20 protein-coding genes are annotated in these 22,832 nt (G+C 58.5%); 9 read left to right on the top strand and 11 right to left on the bottom strand.

Going from position 1 to position 22,832, the window contains the following annotated elements; all coding sequences use genetic code 11:
* Window positions 1–108: 108 nt before the first annotated feature.
* The 3 genes from mutT to VWY60_RS03775 are packed head-to-tail and all read right to left on the bottom strand — an operon-like array spanning window position 109 to window position 2,587.
* Window positions 109–507 (bottom strand): 8-oxo-dGTP diphosphatase MutT, encoded by a 399-nt coding sequence (gene mutT / locus VWY60_RS03785; RefSeq protein WP_340547166.1) that lies wholly within the window; start codon window positions 505–507, stop codon window positions 109–111.
* Window positions 504–1,733, bottom strand: a complete 1,230-nt coding sequence (argJ, locus tag VWY60_RS03780; protein ID WP_416539867.1) for a bifunctional glutamate N-acetyltransferase/amino-acid acetyltransferase ArgJ — start codon at window positions 1,731–1,733, stop codon at window positions 504–506. Before argJ ends, mutT begins: the two co-directional genes overlap by 4 nt.
* Before the next feature lie 2 nt (window positions 1,734–1,735).
* Window positions 1,736–2,587, bottom strand: a complete 852-nt coding sequence (locus tag VWY60_RS03775) for a peptidylprolyl isomerase (protein ID WP_416534317.1) — start codon at window positions 2,585–2,587, stop codon at window positions 1,736–1,738.
* A 177-nt stretch (window positions 2,588–2,764) separates the two neighbouring features.
* On the opposite strand from VWY60_RS03775, the gene secA reads away from it, so the two are divergent.
* The 3 genes from secA to VWY60_RS03760 all read left to right on the top strand — a co-directional run bounded on the left by secA (window position 2,765) and on the right by VWY60_RS03760 (window position 8,103).
* Window positions 2,765–5,452: a preprotein translocase subunit SecA gene (gene secA / locus VWY60_RS03770; protein ID WP_416539866.1), complete on the top strand. Its 2,688-nt coding sequence runs from the start codon at window positions 2,765–2,767 to the stop codon at window positions 5,450–5,452.
* A gap of 137 nt (window positions 5,453–5,589) precedes the next feature.
* On the top strand, window positions 5,590–6,522 hold the full coding sequence (locus VWY60_RS03765) for a hypothetical protein (RefSeq protein WP_416539865.1): 933 nt from the start codon (window positions 5,590–5,592) through the stop codon (window positions 6,520–6,522).
* A gap of 24 nt (window positions 6,523–6,546) precedes the next feature.
* Window positions 6,547–8,103: a substrate-binding domain-containing protein gene (locus VWY60_RS03760; RefSeq protein WP_416539864.1), complete on the top strand. Its 1,557-nt coding sequence runs from the start codon at window positions 6,547–6,549 to the stop codon at window positions 8,101–8,103.
* 15 nt (window positions 8,104–8,118) lie between these two features.
* On the opposite strand, the gene radC is transcribed toward VWY60_RS03760, so the two are convergent.
* From radC to dnaK, 3 genes are all read right to left on the bottom strand, one after another.
* On the bottom strand, window positions 8,119–8,883 hold the full coding sequence (radC, locus tag VWY60_RS03755) for a RadC family protein (protein ID WP_416539863.1): 765 nt from the start codon (window positions 8,881–8,883) through the stop codon (window positions 8,119–8,121).
* A gap of 128 nt (window positions 8,884–9,011) precedes the next feature.
* Window positions 9,012–10,187, bottom strand: coding sequence for a molecular chaperone DnaJ (dnaJ, locus tag VWY60_RS03750; protein WP_416539862.1), 1,176 nt, complete (start codon window positions 10,185–10,187; stop codon window positions 9,012–9,014).
* Between the two features lie 76 nt (window positions 10,188–10,263).
* Window positions 10,264–12,183 carry a molecular chaperone DnaK gene (gene dnaK / locus VWY60_RS03745; protein WP_340547174.1) on the bottom strand — a complete coding sequence of 640 codons (1,920 nt, stop codon included), beginning with the start codon at window positions 12,181–12,183 and terminating at the stop codon, window positions 10,264–10,266.
* 212 nt (window positions 12,184–12,395) lie between these two features.
* Here dnaK and VWY60_RS03740 point away from each other — a divergent pair, with 212 nt between their 5' ends.
* Window positions 12,396–12,998: an alpha-ketoglutarate-dependent dioxygenase AlkB family protein gene (locus VWY60_RS03740; protein WP_416534313.1), complete on the top strand. Its 603-nt coding sequence runs from the start codon at window positions 12,396–12,398 to the stop codon at window positions 12,996–12,998.
* 21 nt (window positions 12,999–13,019) lie between these two features.
* Here the strand turns inward: VWY60_RS03740 and VWY60_RS03735 are convergent, their stop codons facing one another.
* Window positions 13,020–13,841, bottom strand: a complete 822-nt coding sequence (locus VWY60_RS03735; protein ID WP_340547176.1) for an ABC transporter permease — start codon at window positions 13,839–13,841, stop codon at window positions 13,020–13,022.
* Between the two features lie 134 nt (window positions 13,842–13,975).
* Here VWY60_RS03735 and cysQ point away from each other — a divergent pair, with 134 nt between their 5' ends.
* From cysQ to VWY60_RS03710, 5 genes are all read left to right on the top strand, one after another.
* Window positions 13,976–14,773, top strand: coding sequence for a 3'(2'),5'-bisphosphate nucleotidase CysQ (gene cysQ, locus VWY60_RS03730; protein WP_416539861.1), 798 nt, complete (start codon window positions 13,976–13,978; stop codon window positions 14,771–14,773).
* Window positions 14,773–15,573: a 3-deoxy-manno-octulosonate cytidylyltransferase gene (locus tag VWY60_RS03725; RefSeq protein WP_416539860.1), complete on the top strand. Its 801-nt coding sequence runs from the start codon at window positions 14,773–14,775 to the stop codon at window positions 15,571–15,573. Before cysQ ends, VWY60_RS03725 begins: the two co-directional genes overlap by 1 nt.
* 184 nt (window positions 15,574–15,757) lie before the next feature.
* Window positions 15,758–16,651, top strand: a complete 894-nt coding sequence (gene galU, locus VWY60_RS03720) for a UTP--glucose-1-phosphate uridylyltransferase GalU (protein ID WP_340547179.1) — start codon at window positions 15,758–15,760, stop codon at window positions 16,649–16,651.
* Window positions 16,652–16,747: 96 nt separating this feature from the next.
* Window positions 16,748–17,731: a UDP-glucose 4-epimerase GalE gene (gene galE / locus VWY60_RS03715; RefSeq protein WP_416539859.1), complete on the top strand. Its 984-nt coding sequence runs from the start codon at window positions 16,748–16,750 to the stop codon at window positions 17,729–17,731.
* Between the two features lies 1 nt (window position 17,732).
* Window positions 17,733–18,794, top strand: coding sequence for a glycosyltransferase family 2 protein (locus VWY60_RS03710; RefSeq protein ID WP_416539858.1), 1,062 nt, complete (start codon window positions 17,733–17,735; stop codon window positions 18,792–18,794).
* A gap of 8 nt (window positions 18,795–18,802) precedes the next feature.
* On the opposite strand, the gene VWY60_RS03705 is transcribed toward VWY60_RS03710, so the two are convergent.
* The 4 genes from VWY60_RS03705 to VWY60_RS03690 all read right to left on the bottom strand — a co-directional run bounded on the left by VWY60_RS03705 (window position 18,803) and on the right by VWY60_RS03690 (window position 22,823).
* Window positions 18,803–19,618: an ABC transporter permease gene (locus VWY60_RS03705; protein ID WP_340547182.1), complete on the bottom strand. Its 816-nt coding sequence runs from the start codon at window positions 19,616–19,618 to the stop codon at window positions 18,803–18,805.
* Window positions 19,615–20,496, bottom strand: coding sequence for an ABC transporter permease subunit (locus VWY60_RS03700; protein ID WP_416539857.1), 882 nt, complete (start codon window positions 20,494–20,496; stop codon window positions 19,615–19,617). The genes VWY60_RS03705 and VWY60_RS03700 overlap by 4 nt, the downstream gene beginning before the upstream one ends.
* Window positions 20,496–21,623, bottom strand: coding sequence for an ABC transporter ATP-binding protein (locus tag VWY60_RS03695; protein ID WP_416539856.1), 1,128 nt, complete (start codon window positions 21,621–21,623; stop codon window positions 20,496–20,498). Before VWY60_RS03695 ends, VWY60_RS03700 begins: the two co-directional genes overlap by 1 nt.
* Window positions 21,624–21,737: 114 nt before the next feature.
* On the bottom strand, window positions 21,738–22,823 hold the full coding sequence (locus VWY60_RS03690) for a polyamine ABC transporter substrate-binding protein (protein ID WP_340547185.1): 1,086 nt from the start codon (window positions 22,821–22,823) through the stop codon (window positions 21,738–21,740).
* Between the last annotated feature and the right edge of the window lie 9 nt (window positions 22,824–22,832).

The following is a 22,832-nucleotide window of genomic DNA, read 5'->3' as shown; positions in this document are numbered from 1 at the left end:
TCAGGGTTAACGAAAAAAGTTAATGATTGATTGATGCGCGGTCAGGATGCCGCCGCAGGACGCGGCGGCGGCTAAGCCGTTCTGTGCGGGAAACCGGGCAGAACGGAACTAGAGCCAGTCCCGCAGGATTGGGATCAGCGGCACATCGGCCGCCGGCATGGGGTAATCACGCAGGTTCTGCGCGCGGACCCATTTCAGTGTCTGCCCTTCTTTCGCCTGCGGGATACCCTCCCATTTACGACAGGCAAATAGCGGCATCAGCAGGTGAAAATCTTCATAGCTGTGGCTTGCAAAGGTCAGAGGTGCCAGACAGGACGCCCAGGTGTTGATGCCGAGCTCCTCTTCCAGTTCGCGGATCAGCGCCGCCTCGGGCGTTTCACCGGGCTCGACCTTGCCGCCGGGAAATTCCCACAGACCCGCCATCGACTTTCCCTCGGGGCGCTGAGCAAGCAGCACGCGCCCCTCGATATCAATCAGTGCAACCGCAGATACCAGTACGGTCTTCATGACCGGTAGTCCGCGTTAATGGTGATATATTGGTGCGTAAGGTCACAGGTCCAAACAGTGCTCTGCCCCTTGGCCAATCCCAGATCAACCTTGATGACGATCTCCGACTTCTTCATTTCAGCGGCGCCGGCTGCTTCGCGATAGTTTGGCGACACCCAGCCTTTTTCGGCGACCAGTACATCGCCAAAGGAGATGGAAAGCTTGTCCCGATCGGCGGCTGCCCCGGATTTGCCGATTGCCATCACGACGCGGCCCCAGTTCGGATCCTCCCCGGCAATGGCCGTTTTGACCAGCGGCGAATTGGCAATCGACAGGCCATGAACCTTGGCGTCGTGGTCATTCATCGCGCCGGTCACCTGGATCTCGACGAATTTGGTCGCGCCCTCACCATCGCGCACCACTTGATGCGACAGGTCCAGCATGACTGATTCCAGCGCCTCGGCGAATTCAGCATGTCCGGTTACATCAACGCCAGAGGCGCCAGTGGCACAGAGCATCAGACTGTCCGAGGTCGATGTGTCGCTGTCCACCGTGATGCAGTTGAAGGTCCGGTCACAGGTTTGCGACAGAAGCTCCTGCAACGCCGACTGCGGCATCTTCGCATCTGTGAAGATATAGACAAGCATGGTCGCCATGTCGGGGGCGATCATACCTGACCCCTTGGCAATCCCCGCGATAGAGACGGTTTTTCCGTCGATCTCGATTTTCGCGCTGGCCCCTTTGGCAAAGGTGTCCGTTGTCATGATCGCGCCGGCAGCAGCTTCGATGGCGGTGGAGTCCAACCCATCGTTCAGCGCCGCGATCTGGGCGACGATGCGGTCGTGCGGTAGTGGTTCGCCGATGACTCCGGTTGATGCGGTGAACACCCGTGCGGCCGGAACACCCGTGCATTCTGCTACACTGCGGGTGATCTCGGCAACCGAGGTTTGACCATAGTGCCCGGTAAAGGCGTTAGAATTGCCGGAATTCACGAGGATCGCCGCGCCGTGCGCGGTGTCGTTTTCTGCCGAAGCGAGTTTTACCTGACAGTCCAGAACGGGGGCGGAGCGGGTCGCGGAGCGGGTAAAGACGCCGGCGACGGCCGTTCCGGGTGCCATCACCGCGAGCATAACGTCCGTACGATCCTTGTATCTCACGCCGGCGGCTGCCGATGCGAAGCTAACACCGGTGATTTCCGGCAGCTCGGGGAAATGGTCTGGTGCAAGCGGAGAGCGGGGCAGTGCCATTTTCAGTTCCTAACCAGGTCAAGGTTTTTCAGGATTGCGGGGTCTAGATCTTCGATCTCAGGGCGTTCAATCGTTGCCGAGGTGGTCAGGGAGAGTACGCGCTCTTCTACCGCGTCCTGGCGCATCTGCGCTGCAAGCTCTTCGCGGACCTCGTCAAAGGTAGGCGCAGCAGAGGTGCGCCGTTCGTTGAGCTTGATCACATGCCAGCCGAACTGGGTTTGAACCGGTTCGGAGACGTCACCGGTACGCATCGCGAGGACGGCTTCTTCAAATTCCGGGACCATGCGCCCCTTGCCAAACCAGCCGAGCTCCCCACCGTTCGGGCCGGAGGGACCGGTCGACCGTTCGCGCGCTAGAGTGGCAAAATCAGCACCCGCCTCCAGCTCGGCGCGAATTTCGGCTGCATCCTCCTTGCTCTCGACCAGAATATGCGAGGCGTTGAATTCATCACCGCCGGTTCCGTCGGTGTATTTCTCGTCGTAGGCGGCGCGAAGGTCCTGTTCGGAGGCGGCACCCTCCATCACCTTTTCGATGACATCAGCGGCCAGCAGCGAACGGGCTTCGTTCTCTAGGGAGAGTTCGACGTATTTCGGAACCTCGCCATTCAGTTCCTGTTTCAGGCTGGTTTGCTGAATCAGCTGGTCCAGAATTGCGTCATAGAGAACATCATCCGGCAGCTGCTGATACTGCTGCGGCAGCGTCGCGCGGGCGATGATCATGTGACCAATCGTGATCTCTTCGCCATTCACCTTTGCAACCACTGTATTGGCATGTGGTTCGGCCACAGCGGGTATGGGCAGTGTCAAGGCGGCCGTCAGGGCCAGCCCCGACAAATAAGTGAGACCTTTGCGCATTGAATTCTTCCTATTCTCTGGCCACGGCTGGGCGTAGCGTTGACACCGTATTTGCGGGACCTTACATCGCCATGAGGCCTTTGACAGGACCGCTGTTCCATCATTGTTTATGAGTTGCAAGCGGGGCGGGCAAGCCTGCCAACGCCAGGGGCCAATGACAGGACGGTTGGAGAACACATGCTGGGTATCGGAACACTCGCCAAAAAGGTTTTCGGCACGCCGAATGACCGCAAAATCAAGGCGACACGGCCGCTGATTGCCAAGATCAACGCGCTGGAGCCCGAGTTCGAGAAACTCAGCGATCAGGAGTTGCAGGACAAAACCGCCGAGCTGCGCAAGCGCGCCGGTGACGGAGAGAGCCTGGATGACCTTCTGCCCGAGGCTTTTGCCAACGTACGCGAGGCGGCGCGGCGTGCGCTGGGGCTGCGGGCCTTTGATACGCAGCTCATGGGTGGCATCTTTCTGCACCAGGGCAATATTTCCGAGATGAAGACCGGTGAGGGTAAAACCCTCGTTGCGACCTTCCCGGCCTATCTCAATGCGCTGACCGGCAAGGGCGTGCATGTGGTGACGGTGAACGAATACCTAGCCAAGCGCGACAGCGAGTGGATGGGCAAGGTCTTTGCGCAACTCGGCATGACCACCGGCGTGATCTGGTCCGGCCAGCCTGATGCAGAGAAGATGGCTGCCTATCAGAGCGATGTCACTTATGCGACCAACAACGAGCTGGGCTTTGACTACCTGCGCGACAACATGAAGCCGAGCCTCGATCAGGTTTTCCAGAAACACCATAATTTCGCGATTGTGGATGAGGTCGACTCGATCCTGATCGACGAGGCGCGTACGCCGCTGATCATCTCAGGTCCGGCGGAAGATCGCTCGGAACTCTACTCGACCATCGACAAGATGATCCCGCTCCTGAGTGATGATCACTATGAGCTGGACGAAAAAACCCGCGGCGTGACCTTCACCGAGGATGGCAACGAATACCTCGAGCAGCAGTTGATCGCCCATGGCCTGCTGGAAGAGGGAGCGTCACTGTATGATCCTGAGAGCACTACGGTAGTACATCACGTCAACCAGGCGCTGCGGGCGCATAAGTTGTTCCAGCGCGACAAGGACTACATCGTGCGGGATGGCGAGGTGGTGCTGATCGATGAATTCACCGGTCGGATGATGGCCGGTCGCCGCCTTTCCGAGGGTCTGCATCAGGCCATCGAAGCCAAGGAAGAGGTTAAGATCCAGCCCGAGAACACAACGCTGGCCTCCGTGACCTTTCAGAACTACTTCCGCCTCTACAGCAAGCTGTCCGGGATGACCGGCACAGCGATGACCGAGGCCGAGGAATTTGCCGAGATCTACGGTCTGGGTGTGGTCGAGGTTCCAACCAACCGACCAATCGCCCGTAAGGATGAGGACGATCAGGTCTACCGCACGGCTGTCGAGAAATACCGTGCGATGATTGAAGAGACCAAGAAGGCCCATGAAAAGGGCCAGCCTGTTCTTTTGGGCACGACCTCGATCGAAAAATCCGAGCTGCTCAGCCAGATGCTGGAGAAAGAGGGCATCAAGCACAACGTGCTGAACGCCCGTCACCACGAACAGGAAGCCAAGATTGTGGCGGAGGCCGGTCGTCTGGGCGCTGTGACCATCGCTACCAACATGGCCGGCCGCGGTACTGACATTCAGTTGGGCGGTAATGTGGAGCTGAAGGTGCTGGATGCGCTGGACGCCCAGCCCGATGCCGACCCGGTTGCCCTGCGCACCGAGGAAGAGGCCAAACATGCCGCGGAAAAGCAGAGTGTTCTGGACGCAGGTGGCCTGTTCGTGATGGCTTCCGAACGCCACGAGAGCCGCCGGATCGACAACCAGCTGCGCGGTCGCTCCGGTCGCCAGGGCGATCCGGGTCGCACCGTGTTCTACCTCAGCCTTGAAGATGATCTGATGCGCATCTTCGGGTCAGAGCGGCTGGACAAGCTGTTGTCGACCCTTGGCATGAAAGAGGGCGAGGCGATCATTCACCCTTGGGTGAACAAGTCGCTGGAACGCGCCCAGGCAAAGGTCGAAGGCCGCAACTTTGACATGCGTAAGAACGTTCTGAAATTCGACGACGTGATGAATGATCAGCGCAAGGTAATCTTTAACCAGCGCCGCGAAATCATGGCTGCTGAAGATCTGTCCGAAATTGTCGGTGATATGCGTCATGAGGTGATCGACGATCTTCTCGATGTGCATATGCCGGCCAAGACCTATGCCGACCAATGGGACAGCGAGGGCCTGCAGGCGCAGGTCCGCGAGAAACTCGGGCTTGATGTCCCCGTGGTCGACTGGGCTGCCGAAGAAGGCGTCGATGACGAGCAGATCCGCGAACGTCTGGTCGCCGCCAGCGATGCCAAGATGGCAGAAAAGACCGAAGCGTTTGGTGCTGAAACCATGCGCAATATCGAAAAGCAAGTTCTGCTTCAGACCATCGATGCAAAATGGCGCGAACATCTTCTGACGCTGGAACATCTGCGTTCTGTGGTGGGCTTCCGTGGCTATGCGCAGCGTGATCCGCTCAATGAATATAAGAATGAGAGTTTCCAGCTGTTTGAAAACATGCTCGATACGCTGCGTGAAACCGTCACTCAGCAGCTCGCACATGTGCGCCCCATCAGCGAAGAAGAGCAGCGCCAGATGATGATGCAGCTGGCCGCCCAGCAGGCGGAACTGCAAAGGGCCGCGGCTGGCGCTGCGTTGCCGGAGGCACCAGCCGATGGGTTTGTTGAAGACGATCCCTCGACATGGGGCAATCCATCTCGCAATGACAAATGCCCTTGTGGGTCTGGCAAGAAGTTCAAACACTGCCATGGCAGCCTCAGCTGAGGCGCCGGACAGGTGACATAGTCTGGCGAAAACAGTGAAAATTGCATGCTTTCGCCAGATTCTCAGCAAGGGGCGGCCATCAATTGGTCGCCTTTCTGCGTCACGGTTCCTTAACCTTTTTGGGTAAGGAGTCGGTAATGATCAGCAAACGTACAGCCTTGATGAGCGCGGCCACCCTCTGTAGCGCACTGGCGATCGGTCTTGTTATGCAACATGCCGATGGCGGTCCGCAGGCGACTGCAGAAGCCGCGGTTCCTGCGAAGGGGCTTGCGGTTGCGGCCGTAGACAACCTGCCAGACCTCTCGACCGATGGTGCACTTCAGATTGAGGCGATCAGCCTCACTGCGGCCACACCTGCTTCCGACGGCGAGGGCGAAGCCCGTCAGGCCGGGCGTCATGACCCAGAGACCACCTGCGATATGACAGCAGAAGCCGTCGCCAGCCCGATGGCAGAGGTGCGTTTGACGATCTTGTCCCTTTGCCGTCCCGGAGAGCGGTTGACCATTCATCACAATGGAATGATGTTCTCCAGCCGCCTGGACGATACCGGCGCGCTGACCGTTCAGGTGCCGGCACTTTCTTCTACCGCAGTTTTTATCGTCGAGCCGAAAACAGGCCGTGGTGCAGTGGCGACAACTTCGGTGCCTGATCTAAATCTGGTCAGCCGGGTGGTCCTGCAATGGGCTGGCAATAGCGGCTTTGAACTGCACGCGCGCGAGTTTGGCGCGGGGTACGGCAGCGCTGGTCATGTCTGGCGCGGTGCTGATCTTACAGCTGGCCGGGGGTCGGTCGTGCAGCTTGGCGATGCCTCGCAGCTGGCGCCGCGTTTGGCAGAGATCTACAGCGTTCCACGGCTTGGCGGCGACCGTAGTGGTGTGATCGACCTGACAGTCGAGGCCGAGGTAACCGCGATCAATTGCGGTCGCGACGTTTCGGCGCAGACGCTTGAACTGCGCGATGGAAAGCTGCGCACCCGTGATCTGACACTGGCGATGCCTGATTGTGCCGCTACGGGTGATTTTCTTGTGTTGAATAATTTGCTAGAAACACTGAAAATCGCCGCAAATTAACTAGCGGTTTATTCAGGATTTCTCATGGCTTTGCTTCGTGCGGCGGTAGGCGCCGCACTCTTTCTTGTCGCTGGAATCCTGCCGCTCAATGCGCAGGATGTGACCCTTTCCTCACCTGACGGCGCCGTTGAGATCACCGGGAATATTCTGGGTTTTGATGGTGAATTCTATCGCGTTGATACGAAGTTCGGTGAGCTGACGGTTGATGGGTCCGGCGTCAGCTGTGAGGGGCCCGGCTGCCCGAGCCTGTCTGATTATGTTGCGGAGATTACCCTGTCGGGTTCTTCCACCATGGCAGAGGTTCTGTTACCGGCGCTGATCGAAGGGTTCGCACTCAGAAACGGTTTCCAGACCCGGCGAGATCCGATGCCCGACAATAATTTTGACTATGTGTTACTGCGGGACACAGGTCGAGTCGCCGCCAGGTTCAGCTTTTTTGTCAGCAATACCGACGAAGGGTTTGCCGATCTTCTGGCCAATGAAGCCGATATCGTGATGGCCCTGCGCGAAATCCGCAGCGCGGAGCGTGAGCGCGCGCGTGAGGCCGGAATGGGGGATATGACAGGGTCACAACGCAGTCGCGTTCTGGCGCTGGACGCCATGGTTCCGGTGGTGGCACCGGGGAACCCTGTGCGCTCGATTTCGGTGTCGAATCTCGCGCGCGTTCTATCCGGGGATCTGAAAAACTGGTCTGAGCTGGGTGGGGCTGACGCGCCGATCTCTCTTCATTTGCCCGTCGCGGGCTCTGGCTTGGCTCAGGCGATTTCTGACCGGCTTGAGCCGCCAAATATTGCGGCGCTTGGCAGTCGTCTGCGGCGCCACGACCGTGGCAGCACCTTGGTGCGAGTCGTTGCGACTGATCCCTTTGCCCTTGGGCTGGCGAGCTTTGCCGAAACATCGACCGCACGCGTCCTGACCCTGCGCGGCGCGTGTGGCTTCTCGCTGCGGGCCAATCGCCGGTCAATCAAGACAGAAGACTATCCGCTGACCGCGCCGATGTTTCTATATCTCCCGTCACGACGGTTGCCCAAGCTTGCGCGGGATTTTCTGAGTTATGTTCGCGGCCCCGCGGCGCAGATTGTGATCCGCAGAGCCGGGTTCGTTGATCAGGCACCAGAGAGAATTTCGATGAATGTTCAGGGCGACCGTCTGGCCAATGCCATCAGCGCAGCCGGGCCGGAGGTCTCCCTTGCGGAGTTGCAGAGATTGGTCAGTCGCCTGGACGGTCTGCAGCGGTTGACCACGTCGTTTCGCTTTGAACCGGGATCGACCCGCCCCGATGCGCAATCGCGAAGCAATATCAATCAGCTCGCCCGGTCCCTGGAGGCTGGGGCCTACGATGCGCGGGAGCTGGTTTTTGTCGGCTTCTCAGATGGCGATGGCCCGGCGAGCGGTAATAAATCCATTGCGTTGAAACGAGCGGAGGCGGTGCGAGATGCGGTCATCGCGGCAGCTGAAACCGCGAATCTCGAGCGGACCGAAATAGCGGTGGAGGCCTTTGGTGAGGCGCTGCCGATGGCCTGTGAAGACCAGCGATGGGGCCGACAGGTCAATCGACGGGTCGAAGTCTGGGTTCGATAAAAGAGCTTTAGACCGCTAGAGATATCCTTCCGAGCGAAAGCTCAGTTCGCGAGATTTTCCGATGATCAGATGATCATGCAGAACGATATCCAGAGTGGCGAGTGCCCGCGCAACCCGGTCGGTCATCTCGATGTCGCTCTGCGATGGGGTCGGGTCGCCCGACGGGTGATTATGTACCAGGATCAGGGCGCTGGCGCTTATTTCAAGGGCCCGCTTGGCGATCTCTCGCGGGTAGACCGGCACATGATCGACGGTGCCCCTGGCCTGCTCTTCATCCGCGACCAGAGTGTTCTTGCGATCCAGGTAGAGGACACGGAACTGTTCGGTCTCACGATGGGCCATGACGGTATGGCAATAGTCCAGAAGCGCGTCCCAAGAGGACAAGACCGGTCGCTGCATGATTTTGGCGCGGGCCATTCGATGGGCGGCAGCCTCCAGGATCTTAAGATCCGCGACGACAGCCTCGCCGATGCCATTCACCTTCGAGAGACGTTCAGGGGGCGCGGTGATAACCCGGTTGAAATCTCCGAAGGTCTCAAGCAGGAGCCGGGCCAGCGGTTTGACATCACGGCGCGGAATGGATCGAAAGAGCAGAAGTTCCAGCAACTCATAGTCCGGCATCGCAGCCGCGCCCCCGTCCATAAAACGCTCGCGCAACCGCGCGCGGTGATCCCTGATATAGGAGGGCAGGCGCCGCTCTGGCGGGGAGGCAGGCCCCATCTCTGCGCTGTTGGAGAACAGCGGGAGAGAGACATCCTGAAACGCGGGATCCTTGGCCATAGGCTATGCTGTGGCCATCGTGGTTGAGGAAGGGTTAATGCAAATGGATCACCATGCGGCCAGCCGCAAAACCAACGAAAAAAGCGCCCCATTGGAGCGCTTAATATTGGTTTAGAATGGGGAGGGGATCAGCCCTTCATCCCGTCCCAGAAGCTTTTCACGGAGGAGAAGAAACTCCGGCTTTCCGGGTTGGTGTTGTCCTCGGAGAGATCCTCGAATTCACGCAGCAGTTCCTTCTGCCGGGCGGTGAGGTTCACCGGGGTTTCCACCGCCAGTTCTATGAACATGTCACCGGTTGCACCGCCGCGCAGGGCAGGCATGCCCTTGCCACGTAGGCGCATCTGGCGGCCGGACTGGCTGCCTTCCGGGATCTGCACACGGCCACGGCCACCATCAATGGTGGGGACTTCTATGGCGCCGCCCAATGCGGCCTTTGCCATGGATACCGGTACCCGGCAGTATAGGTTGTTTCCATCCCGCTCAAACAGGTCATGTGCGGAGACTTCAACAAAAATATAGAGATCACCGGGAGGACCACCGCGCATACCGGCCTCACCCTCGCCGGCAAGGCGAATGCGGGTGCCGGTTTCCACGCCTGCCGGGATGTTCACCGACAGGGAGCGATCTTTCTCTACACGACCATGGCCCTGGCAGGATTTGCAGGGGTTCTTGATGATCTGGCCAAGGCCGGAGCAGGTGGGGCAGGTGCGCTCCACCGTGAAGAAACCCTGCTGCGCGCGAACCTTGCCCATGCCGGAACAGGTCGGGCATGTCGTTGGTTCCACTCCGCCCTCAGCGCCAGTGCCTTCGCAGGATCCGCAGGCGACAGCGGTCGGTACGTTGATCGTTTTGTGCATCTCCGCAAAAGCATCCTCAAGCGAGATGCGCAGGTTGTAGCGCAGATCCGAGCCGCGCGCGGCTCGTTGCCGCCCGCCACCCTGGCCGCCGCGTCCACCCATGAAGTCGCCGAACAGATCGTCGAAGACATCTGAGAAGGCAGACGAAAAGTCGCCGCCGCCAAAGCCCTGGCCGCCTTGACCGCCGCGTTGGCCGCCGCGTTGGCCGCCGCCCATGCCGTTTTCAAAGGCGGCGTGACCGTAACGATCATAAGCGGCCTTCTTCTCAGGGTCCTTCAGGACATCGTAGGCCTCATTGGCCTCCTTGAACTTCCCCTCGGCTTCGGGATTGTCCTTGTTCCGGTCGGGGTGCAGCTCTTTGGCCTTCTTGCGAAAGCCTTTCTTGATTTCATCGGCGGTGGCCCCTTTGGACACCCCGAGAACGTCATAGTAATCTCGTTTGGACATCGGAATACCCTTCTTGCCGCAACGAAAGCGGGCCGGCCCGGGGTTCGGACCGGCCCGCTTTGGCCAAAATCAGACCTTAACGCTTGTTGTCGTCCAGATCTTCGAATTCGGCATCGACAATGTCATCATCACCGGGGCCTGAAGCCTCATCCGCGGCGGCGGGTTCATCCGCTGCCTCTTCCTGGCTCGACTTGTAGATCGCTTCGCCTAGCTTCATGGCGGCTTCGGTGACGTTCTGAACGCCAGACTTGATCTTGTCGGCGGTGGATTTCTCGTTTTCGAGGTCATCCTTCAGCGCGGCAATGGCCAGTTCGATCGCTTCGATGGTGGTCGGGTCCACCTTGTCCGCATGCTCTTCCATCGATTTCTCGGTGGAGTGAATCAGGCTTTCGGCCTGGTTCTTCGCTTCGATCAGCTCGCGACGTTCCTTGTCTGCCTCGGCATTGTCCTCGGCATCCTTGACCATTTTTTCGATATCCTCATCGGACAGACCACCGGAGGCCTGGATGGTGATATTCTGCTCTTTACCAGTCGCCTTATCCTTGGCGCCAACGGACACGATGCCGTTTGCGTCGATGTCGAAGGTCACTTCGATCTGCGGCATGCCGCGCGGTGCGGGCGGGATGTCCTCAAGGTTGAACTGGCCGAGCATCTTGTTGTCGGCCGCCATCTCGCGCTCACCCTGGAACACACGAATGGTCACGGCGTTCTGGTTGTCTTCGGCGGTAGAGAACACCTGGCTCTTCTTGGTCGGGATGGTGGTGTTGCGGTCGATCAGTCGGGTAAAGACGCCACCGAGGGTTTCGATACCCAGGGACAGCGGTGTCACGTCGAGCAGAACGACGTCTTTCACGTCGCCTTGCAGAACACCGGCCTGAATGGCGGCGCCCATCGCAACAACCTCATCCGGGTTCACACCCTTGTGGGGGTCTTTGCCGAAGAATTTGCTGACTTCCTCGATCACCTTGGGCATGCGGGTCATACCGCCGACCAGAACAACTTCGTCGACGTCAGATGCCGAGAGACCGGCATCTTTCAGCGCAGCGGCGCAGGGCTTCATCGACGCCTTGATCAGATCGCCAACCAGGCTCTCCAGCTTGGCACGGGTCAGTTTCATGACTAGGTGCAGCGGCTGGCCCGAGGACGGATCCATCGAGATGAACGGCTGGTTGATTTCGGTCTGGCTGGAGGAGGACAGCTCAATCTTGGCTTTTTCAGCGGCTTCTTTCAGACGCTGCAGAGCCATTTTGTCCTTGGTCAGGTCGACGCCGTGCTCTTTCTTGAATTGGTCTGCCAGGTAGTTGACGATGCGCATGTCAAAGTCTTCACCACCAAGGAACGTGTCGCCATTGGTGGATTTCACCTCAAACAGGCCGTCGTCGATTTCAAGAATGGTCACGTCGAAGGTACCGCCACCAAGGTCATAGACCGCGATGGTTTGGGTTTCTTCCTTGTCCAGACCATAGGCCAGGGCCGCTGCTGTTGGTTCGTTGATGATGCGCAGCACTTCGAGACCGGCAATCTTGCCGGCGTCTTTGGTGGCCTGACGCTGGGCGTCGTTGAAATACGCAGGCACGGTGATGACGGCCTGGGTCACTTCTTCACCGAGGTAGGACTCGGCGGTTTCTTTCATCTTGCCCAGGATGAAAGCAGAGATCTGCGACGGGGAGTATTTCTCACCCTTGGCTTCGACCCATGCGTCACCATTGCCGCCGTTGATTACGGCGAAAGGCAGGTTTTTCTTGTCTTTGGCCAGATCGCTGTCATCGAACCGGCGACCAATCAGGCGCTTTACGCCGAATACGGTGTTGTCCGGGTTGGTGACGGCCTGACGTTTGGCAGGCTGGCCCACCAGACGCTCATCGTCGGTGAAGGCTACGATCGACGGCGTGGTACGGGCGCCCTCAGCGTTTTCGATAACGCGAGGCTGCGATCCGTCCATGATGGCCACACAGGAGTTGGTGGTCCCGAGGTCGATTCCGATAACTTTGCTCATTTTCGATCCCTTTTCACTTTCTAAGGCGATTACCCGAGGTCTGAACCCATTTTGGCATTCCGGCCCCGATTCAGTTGCGGTTTGGTCTGCACCTCCCCGCTTCCCGGCGTATATAGGGAGCGCAAATGCCCCCTGCAACCGCCAGATCGTGTCCTGTTTCGCGAATTACTGCGGTTTTTGACAGGGGAGCGGTTAAGAACAGGCTAACGGTGATGATGAAGTTGCGGTTGCGGGGATTTGAGCTGACAAAACCCCTGTTGGATACGGAACGGCAGCGACAGCTGATTGACTGTCTGCGTCCCGTTCTGCGCGCCGCTCCTCTGTTCTCGCCTGAGGTGCCCGGTGGCGGCAAGATGTCGGTGCGAATGACCTCGGCCGGGGTATGCGGCTGGGTGAGTGACAGGGGCGGGTATCGTTATCAGGATCGGCATCCCTCCGGCCAGGGCTGGCCGAAAATCCCGGCAGAAATCCTGGATATCTGGCGGGCCAGCACAGGGCTGGAGCGACAACCGGACTGTTGTTTGATCAACTACTATGGCGAGGGCGCCCGCATGGGTCTGCATCAGGACAAGGATGAGGCGGATTTCTCTTACCCGGTGGTGTCCGTCTCTCTGGGCGATGACGGCCTTCTGCGGATCGGCAATCAATTCCGTGGCGGTAAGACGGAGACCGTCTGGCTGAACTCAGGCGATGTCGTCGTGATGGGGGGCGAGGCGCGGCTGACCTATCATGGGGTTGACCGCATCCGCTTCAAATCCTCGCGTTTGCTGCCAAAGGGTGGTCGCATAAACCTGACACTTCGCGTGGTGACCTGAGCCATTGCGTCAATCCGTCGATCAGCGTTTGGCACCCCAACTGATCGAGGCACGGCGACGGGTGTAAAACTCCCCCATCAGTCCGATCATGATCAGGACGAGCGCCACCCAACCTGCGTATTGCCAGTTGCTGAAATGGGGGTTGTAGTTGATGAACACAAACCCACGCGCCTGATCTATGCAATGAAACAGCGGGTTCCAGTCGAACATCGACAGCATGAAGCTGGGCAGAGTGTTCGCCAGGAACATCTTGCCCGAGGCGATCATATTGGCCCTTTGGTAGATCGTGGAGATGATGCCAACAGTCCCGGGCGACCAAGGTTTCATGACCAGCAGGATCAAACCTACCGCAGCACCGGTTATCCAGGAGAGCAGCACCATGCCAAAGGCCGCAATCGGTTCCTCTATTTCAATCGGGGTGAACGCCACGTGATAGACGAACAGGATGATCAGCATCGACAGCACCTGAATATACAGTGATCCCAGTGCCGCCGACAGAATGGCGACGATCGTGTTCATCGGGGCGTGCTGCATCATAGGGCTGCTTGGTCCCTCTGCTCCGGCGACAGCGGAAACGGCCTTGGTGTGGGTCAGGAACAAAAACACACCCGACATCACATAGAGCAGGAAATCGCCGCGAATGGCCGAACCGCGCAGGCCGAGCAGGGAAAACATCACGTAGAACACGATGACAAACATCACCGCCTGCGTGAGATTGGTCGCCAGAGCCATGAACGCATTATTATGTTTGGAGCGAACGCTGCGGGCCACGGAATGAAAGACAACCTCACCCATGGCGATGAGGCTGCTGAGACGTGACCGTTTGTGGCGTTGCTCGAACATGATGTCGCTTAGCCGGACCTGCTTTAGGTGAAACTCTGCTTATCGTTACCACGGAAATCTTGCTGTTCCGTTTCACCCCGACCATAAGGGGGACAACTGCTGTAATCAACCAAACCCGGTCAGGGAGAGTGTTTGTGACATATGATGAGCTTATTCCGGTAATCCGCCGATTGGCGATCGAAGCCGGAGAGAAGATCATGGAGATCTATAATTCGGATGAATTCGAGGTGAAGGTAAAATCGGATGAAAGCCCGGTAACCGCCGCTGACGAGGCCGCCGATGCGTTGATTTCTGCCGGGTTGCGCGCAGCCTTTCCCGACGTGATGCTGGTGACCGAGGAACAGGCGGAATCGCACAGCAAGAGCGGGCACACCTTTCTGATTGTGGATCCGCTGGACGGAACCAAGGAGTTCATCCACCGCCGCGGTGATTTTACCGTCAATATCGCATTGGTCGAAAACGGTGTGCCGACGCGCGGCGTTGTCTATGCGCCGGCGCGGTCTCGGATGTTCTTCACCTTGGCGGACGGATCAGCGGTTGAGGAAACCGGCGCTTTTGATCCGTCAGCCATGGGAGAGATCAAACCCATTCGTGTTGCAGACAGTGATAATGATGCGCTGATGGTGGTTGCGTCGAAATCGCACCGTGATCAGGCCACCGATGATTACATCAACAAATACGCCGTGAAGGACAGCAAGAGCGCGGGGTCTTCGCTGAAGTTCTGTCTGGTCGCAACAGGCGAAGCCGATCTATATCCGCGGGTGGGGCGGACCATGGAATGGGATACCGCCGCCGGTCATGCGGTCCTCTGCGGTGCCGGTGGTCAAGTGGTACGCTTTGATGATCATTCGCCACTGACCTACGGCAAGGAAGGCTATTCGAATCCTTTCTTTATAGCCTATGCGCCGGGTGTGGAGCTTAAGAAAGCCTGATGTCCGTCCTTATCGTCATTCCCGCCCGCTATGCTTCGACTCGCTATCCTGGTAAGCCGCTTGTTGCTTTGACCGGGTCCAGCGGCGAGAGCCAAACGCTGATCGAACGCTCCTGGCGTGCGGCCATGGCCGTCAATGGCGTAGATCGTGTGGTTGTCGCAACCGACGACGACCGAATTCGCGATGCTGCCACCGGGTTTGGTGCCGAGGTCGTTATGACCTCCGAAAGCTGCGCCAACGGGACGGAGCGTTGCGCCGAAGCGCTGGATAAACTTGGCGGCGGTTATGATATCGTGGTGAACCTGCAAGGGGACGCGCCGCTGACGCCGCATTGGTTTATCGAGGATCTGATTGTCGGCCTGCGCGGCGCGCCTGACAAAGGGTTGGCAACGCCGGTGCTGCGCTGCGACGGCGCGACGCTGAACAGTCTGCTGGCAGACCGTAAGGCCGGTCGTGTTGGCGGCACCACGGCAGTGTTCGGTAGCGACCATAATGCGCTCTACTTCTCCAAGGAGGTGGTGCCCTTTACGTCCGAAACCTATGGTTCAGATCAGGAGACGCCGGTGTTTCACCACGTCGGTGTCTATGCCTATCGCCCGGACGCGCTGAGCGCCTATCCTGGCTGGCCTGTCGGACCATTGGAAACCCTCGAAGGGCTGGAGCAGCTGCGCTTTCTTGAGAACGGGCGCAAGATTCTCTGCGTGGAGGTTGAAGCACGTGGACGCGAGTTCTGGGAGCTGAACAACCCCGAGGATGTTCCCCGGATTGAGGCGATGATGAAAAAAATGGGTCACAAATAGGCCTGAATTGTCGATAATATGAAACATGATACGGGATGCCGTGAGCGAAATGTGACTGGGGGTATATTTTCTGAATTGCCTACGGAATACTCTGACCGGCCTTTCGAGGTAGGTTTTGCCACCCAAACGGCCCCACTGACGAACCGCATCAGAACGGTTTGAGAAATAGAAACGAGAGTGCGAGATGCGTAGAAAAGTAACGAAGGCAATTTTTCCGGTGGCCGGGCTTGGAACCAGATTCCTGCCGGCAACCAAATCGGTTCCCAAAGAAATCATGACGCTGGTTGACCGCCCGCTGGTCCAATATGCCATTGATGAGGCCCGAGAGGCCGGCATCAAGGAGTTCATCTTTGTCACCTCGCGCGGCAAAGGAGCGCTGGAGGATTATTTCGACCATTCGCCCATGCTTGAGCAGGAGCTGCGCAAGAAGGGTAAGGATGATCTGCTGGAAATCCTGAAAGCGACCAATATGGAATCGGGCGCGATTGCCTATATTCGCCAGCATCAGGCGCTGGGCCTTGGTCACGCGGTCTGGTGCGCGCGTCGCCTGATCGCCAATGAACCCTTTGCGGTGATCCTGCCTGATGATGTCATCGCGGCGGAAACCCCCTGCCTGAAGCAGATGGTGGAAGCCTACGAGGAAACCGGCGGCAATATGGTCGCGGCCATGGAGGTTCCGCCAGAACAGACATCGTCCTACGGCGTGCTGGATGTGCGCGACGACATGGGCTCGGTGGTGTCGGTAAATGGCATGGTTGAAAAGCCCAAAGCCGAAGATGCGCCGTCTAATCTGGCGGTTATTGGTCGCTATATCCTGGCGCCATCGGTCTTGCGCAATCTCAATAAAAAGAAACAGGGCGCCGGTGGTGAGATCCAGCTGACCGATGCCATTGCCGAAGATATCGCCGACGATGTGCCGGTCTACGGCTATCGTTTCCGTGGTCAGCGCTTTGATTGCGGATCCAAGGCTGGTTTCCTGCAGGCAACCGTCGCCTTTGCGCTGGCACGTGAAGAGCTGCGCGATGATCTGATGTGCTACATCAATGAGATTGCGCAGGTCGACAAGGCGGCGCAGTAAGCCGATCACTTCGCCGAGAGTGGCGGAGATTGTGAACATCTGGAAATTGGGTGGCCGGACAGCACTGTCCGGCCTTTTGATCAGGAAGACGCTGCTTTGACATATATTCTGGTGACTGGTGGAGCGGGTTATATTGGCTCTCATGCCTGCAAGGCACTAAAGGCTGCCGGTTTTACCCCCGTAACCTACGATAATCTGGTGACTGGCTGGCAGGACGCCGTGAAGTTCGGACCCTTTGAAAAGGGGGATCTGGCTGATCGTCTGCGACTGGACGAGGTTTTTGCCAAATATCAACCGGCCGCCGTGATGCACTTCGCCGCGTTGAGCCAGGTTGGTGAAGCCATGAGCGAACCCGGGCGCTACTGGGCCAACAATGTCGGCGGGTCTCTCACGCTGATTGAAGCCGCGGTGGCAGCCGGCTGCCTTGATTTCGTTTTCTCATCAACCTGCGCCACCTATGGGGAGCATGACAATGTGGTGCTGGACGAAAGCACGCCGCAGCTTCCCCTTAATGCCTATGGCGCGTCCAAACGGGCGGTAGAAGACATCCTGCGCGATTTTGGCGCCTCGCATGGGCTGCGGTCGGTGATCTTCCGTTACTTCAACGTGGCGGGTGCCGACCCCGAGGCCGAAGTGGGCGAGTTCCACCGCCCCGAGACTCATCTGGTGCCGCTGGTGCTGGATGCGATTGAGGGCAAACGTGACGCGCTGACCATTTTTGGAACCGACTATGACACCCCGGATGGCACCTGCGTGCGTGACTATGTTCACGTCTGCGATCTGGTCGACGCCCATGTGCTGGGCCTGCAATGGCTGAAAGACGGCAAAGGGAGCCAGGTCTTCAACCTGGGGACCGGCACCGGTTTCTCCGTACGGGAAGTCATGGACAAGGCGGAGGCGACAACCGGTCAATCGGTGCCTCACTCAATTGGTCCTCGTCGTGCCGGCGATTGCACCAAGCTGGTGTCGGGTTCGGTGCGGGCGGCTACCCTGCTTGGGTGGGAGCCGAAGCGATCGGATCTTGAAACTATGATCGCGGATGCCTGGGGCTGGCACAAAGCCGGCGCTTACGAGCGCTAGGGTGACGGGGCCAGAGCGGGCTCCAGGTACTGTACCGCTGCCGGAAATCTCCCTGGCGGCGGCCTACCGGCTGAGGTGGCAGCGACGTCGGCTGCTTTGGCGCTCTTTCCGGTCCCGGCATCAGCTGACGACGCTGACGGACCGCACTCGCAGTTTGCAACGGGATGCAATTCTTGCCATCACAGTGCTGCGCAATGAAGCGACCCGGCTTCCGTTTTTCCTGGCCTTTTATCGCGATCTGGGTGTCGACCATTTTCTGATCGTCGACAATGGCAGCGATGATGGCAGCGCCGCGTATCTTGCCGGTCAGCCTGATGTCTCGCTCTGGCATACAGGCGCCAGCTATCGCGATGCTCGGTTTGGTCTCGACTGGGCGACATGGCTTCAGATCCGTTATGGTCACCGCCGCTGGTGTCTCAGTGTTGATGCAGATGAATTGCTGGTGTTTGGCGGTGATGCCCGGCACGGTCTGCGCGGATTGACAGATTGGCTGGACCGTCATGGAAGGGCTGGCTTCGGTGCCTTGATGCTGGATCTTTTTCCCAAGGGGTCAGTGGGAGAGGTGAGTTACGTCCCAGGTGATGATCCCCGCCGAGTATTGCCGTGGTTTGATACCGGGCCATATCGCCGGGTTCGGCAGGCGCCGCGCGGCAACCTGTGGGTACAGGGCGGCATCAGGGAGCGGATGTTTTTTCCTGATGAGCCGCAGCGGGGACCTACGCTGAACAAGGTGCCGCTGGTCAAATGGCACCGCAGCTTCGCCTATACGAATTCTACCCATGCAATGCTGCCCAGGCGGTTGAATGCACTATACGATGGGCCAGGTGGGGCAGGTCCGTCCGGGGTTCTGCTGCACAGCAAATTCTTGCCCGAAATCACCAAGAAGGCAGAGATAGAAAAGCGGCGTGGCCAGCATTTCAGCGCGCCGGAATTGTTCGACGGCTATTACAACCAATTGGCTGCGGCACCGGATCTCTGGCACAGCGATGCGATCCGATATCAGGGACCGGATCAGTTGGAGGCATTGGGGCTGGCCCGCGCCCCTGATTGGGACGCGGACTGAGCCGCTGCTTAGCTGCGTTCGGCGTTCTGCTCGTCACGACGCTGGCGGACCAACTGATGTTTGGTGACCAGCGAGGCTGTGACAACGCCGACGGTGACAATGCCGATCATGATCGTCGAGAGCGCGTTGATCTCCGGGCTGACACCGAGCCGCACCGCAGAGAAGATCTTGATGGGCAAGGTTGTCGCCGCAGGGCCTGCGGTGAAGGAGGCAATCACCAGGTCGTCCAGCGACAGGGTAAAGGCCAGAAGCCAGCCTGAAATCACTGCGGGCGCGATGATCGGTAGCGTCACGAGGCGGAACGCCTCTGCCTGCGAACAGCCCAGATCCAGCGCGGCTTCCTCCAGCGATCGATCAAAGGTTACCAACCGCGAAGAGACCACGACCGAGACATAGCACATGGCAAAGGTCGTATGCGCGAGCACGATGGTCATAATCCCGCGATCCAGCCCGATCCCGATGAACAGGAGCAGCAGCGAAAGGCCTGTGATTACCTCTGGCATCACCAATGGCGCGTAGATCATGCCGGAAAACAGCGTACGCCCCAGGAACCGCCCGCCGCGCACCAGCACGTAGGCGGCCATGGTGCCAAGGACCGTCGCGATGCTGGAGGAGATAACGGCTACCTTCAGCGTGACCAATGCCGCACTGAGGAATGCCTCGTTGTGCAGCAGTTCACCATACCATTTGACAGAGAACCCGGCCCAGACGGTAACCAGCTTGCTTTCGTTGAAGCTGTAGGCGATCAGGATGACCATCGGGATATACAGAAACGCAAATCCCAGCGTCAGCGAAACGGTGTTGAACCAGCTCATTCGGGTCATTGTTCCGCCTCCTGTTGTTTCTGCTGGTTACGCTGGAACAGCACGATCGGCACGATCAGGATCAATAGCAGCACAACTGCCACCGCAGAGGCCACTGGCCAGTCACGGTTGGAGAAGAACTCTTCCCACAGAACCTTGCCGATCATCAGCGTGTCCGACCCCCCCAGCAGTGACGGGATCACGAATTCGCCTAGCGTCGGAATAAAGACGAGGAAGCAGCCCGCAATGATGCCGGCGCGCGACAGCGGGATGGTGACCAACCAGAAGGCCTGCGTACGTGAGCAGCCCAGATCCTCGGCAGCCTCGATGAGCGATCCGTCCAGCCGCTCCAGTGCCGAGTATATCGGCAAAATCATGAACGGCAGGTAGGTGTAGACGATGCCGATATAGACCGCGGTATTGGTATTCAAAATGGTGAGCGGCGTGTCGATGATCCCAAGCCAGATCAGAAACTGGTTCAACAGCCCCTCATTCGACAGGATGCCCATCCAAGCATAAACGCGGATCAGGAAGCTGGTCCAGAAGGGCAGGATCACCAACATCATCAGCGTGGGACGCCATTCAGACGGGGCGCGGGCCATGCCATAGGCCATGGGGTAGCCGACCAGCAGGGTCAGCACAGTTGAGATTACAGCGATCCGAAGCGAGCTGAGATAGGCTTTCCAATAGAGGTCGTCTTCTGTCAGCCAGACGAAATTCTCAAAATCCAGATCCGCAATAAAGGCGCCGATACCAGTGACCCAGTCGAACTGCGGCATATAAGGCGGGCGCGCGACGGCGGCGTCCGACAGGGCGATCTTGAACACGATGGCAAAGGGCACAAGGAACAGCGCCAGAAGCCAGGCGTAAGGGATGGCAATCAGGATAAAGCGGCGCATCAGTTTGCCAGTAGGACACCGGCAGTGGCTGTCCAGGACAGCCAGACCGGGTCTTCCCAGGTAAAGGCGCGCCGGGCGATACGGCGGGTATTTGCGGTCTGAGCTTTGATCACCGCACCAGATGGCAGTTCGACATGGTAGGTCGAGATATTGCCGAGATATGCTATATCGAGAATACGGCCCTGCACGCTATTGTCGGCCTCGGCGGGACGATCCGCACTGATCGTGACCTTCTCCGGGCGGATCGCCAGATGGCAGGCTTGGCCATCAGAGAATGTCGCCTGGCTTTTCACCATCAGCGGGGCGGCGCCATCTTTCCAGCTGACCGCATATTCATCGGGGCCCGTGGGCGAAGCGGTGCCGTCGATGATGTTCACATCGCCAATGAAATCAGCCACGTAAAGCGAATTTGGCGTTTCGTAGATACGATCAGGAGTAGCAACTTGGACGATCTGGCCATTGTCCATCACCGCCACGCGGGAGGCGACCGTCATCGCCTCTTCCTGATCGTGGGTGACAATAACAAAGGTGGTGCCAGTCTTTTCCTGAATGTCCATCAGTTCGAACTGGGTGTCCTGGCGCAGCTTCTTGTCGAGCGCGCCGAGAGGTTCATCCAGCAAGAGAAGTTTGGGTGCTTTGGCCAGCGATCTTGCCAAGGCCACCCGCTGCCGTTGACCGCCGGAGATCTGGTGCGGCTTGCGCCGCGCGAATTTCTCCAGCCGGGTCAGGCGCAGCATTTCCTGTACCCGCTCGGCGATATCATGTTTGGGCTTGTTCTCGCGCTTCAGTCCAAAGGCGATATTGTCCCAGACGCTCAGATGCGGGAATAGCGCATAGGACTGGAACATCATGTTGACCAGACGCTTGTTCGGCGGGACCGGTGCAATATCCTGACCCGACAGGAAAATTTTGCCTTCGGTTGGCGTTTCAAACCCTGCCAGCATCCGCATCATCGTGGTCTTGCCGCAGCCCGAGGGGCCAAGCAAGGCAAAGAACTCTTTCTCGTAGATCCCAAGCGTCAGATCGTCGATCGCGGTGAACTCACCAAAGCGCTTGGTAACATTCTGGAATTGGATCAGGGGCTTAGCCTCTGGATCGTTCCAGGGTTCAAAAACAGGAATAGTCACGCTGGCCCCCAATGTATGACGCAAGTGGCGGAACGGGCATGGAACAGCTGCCGACGTTCCCGCAGGAAAAAGCGCGGGGCATATCCGATGCCCCGCGCGTCAATCAATCTCGGGTCAGGTCCCAGATTTGATCTTGGTCCACATACGCGTCGCCGTACGCTGCAATTTGGGCGGATAGGCTTCTTTGATGTAGAGGTTTTTCAGGGTGTCATCGTTCGGATAGATCGCGGGGTCGTTGATCACATCCTCTTCGAGGAACTCCTGGCTCGCCTTGTTGCCATTGGCATAATAGACGTAGTTGGATGCCGCAGCCATGTTCTCGGCTTCCATAATGAAGTTCAGGAACTTGTGAGCCCCGTCGGGGTTCGGGGCGTCCACCGGGATCGCCATCTGGTCGAACCACATCAGTGCGCCTTCCTTGGGCGCGTTGAAGACGATTTCGACACCGTTTTCGGCCTCGTCGGCACGATCGCGCGCCTGCAGGATATCGCCGGACCAGCCAAAGGCCACGCAGATGTCACCATTTGCCAGTGCGTTGATGTACTCTGAGCTGTGGAATTTCTTCACATAGGGGCGGATCGCCATCAGCACGGGTTCGGCCTTGGCAACCACATCGGGGTCCATGCTATTGGGATCTTCACCGATATATTGCAGGGCGGCCGGGATCATCTCGTCCGGGGCATCCAGAATGTAGACGCCACATTCGGCCAGTTTTTCCATGTTGGCTGGGTTGAACACCAGATCGAGCGAGTCGATCGGTGCATCCGCGCCCAGAGCCTCTTCGACCTTTGCGGTGTTTGCACCGATCCCAGTCGTGCCCCACATGTAGTTGATGGAATAGAGGTTGTCCGGATCATAGCGTGCCGTGCGCTCCTTGATCACGTCCCACATGTTGCCTGCGTTCGACAGCTTGTCGGTATCCAGTTTCTGGAACGCGCCAGCCTGAATCTGACGCGCCAGGAACGAGCCGGTCGGAACGACTACATCGTAACCGGAGCCGCCGGCCAGCATCTTGGTTTCCAGCAACTCGTTGCTGTCGAAGACGTCGTAGATCAGTTCGATGCCGGTCTCGGCTTCGAATTTCTCCAGCAAGGCTTCGTCAATATAGTCGGACCAGTTGTAAACGCGAACTTCTTCGGCGACGGCGGCCGCACTGCTCAGCGCCACGATGGCTGTCAATGTCATCGTCTTGAGTGTCATGAGTATCTC

The sequence above is a fragment of the Phaeobacter sp. JH20_26 genome (genome assembly GCF_048056275.1).
Taxonomy (GTDB): Bacteria; Pseudomonadota; Alphaproteobacteria; order Rhodobacterales; family Rhodobacteraceae; genus Phaeobacter; species Phaeobacter bryozoorum.
Note: the sequence above shows the minus strand (reverse complement) of the source record. Positions and strands in the feature narration are given on the sequence as shown.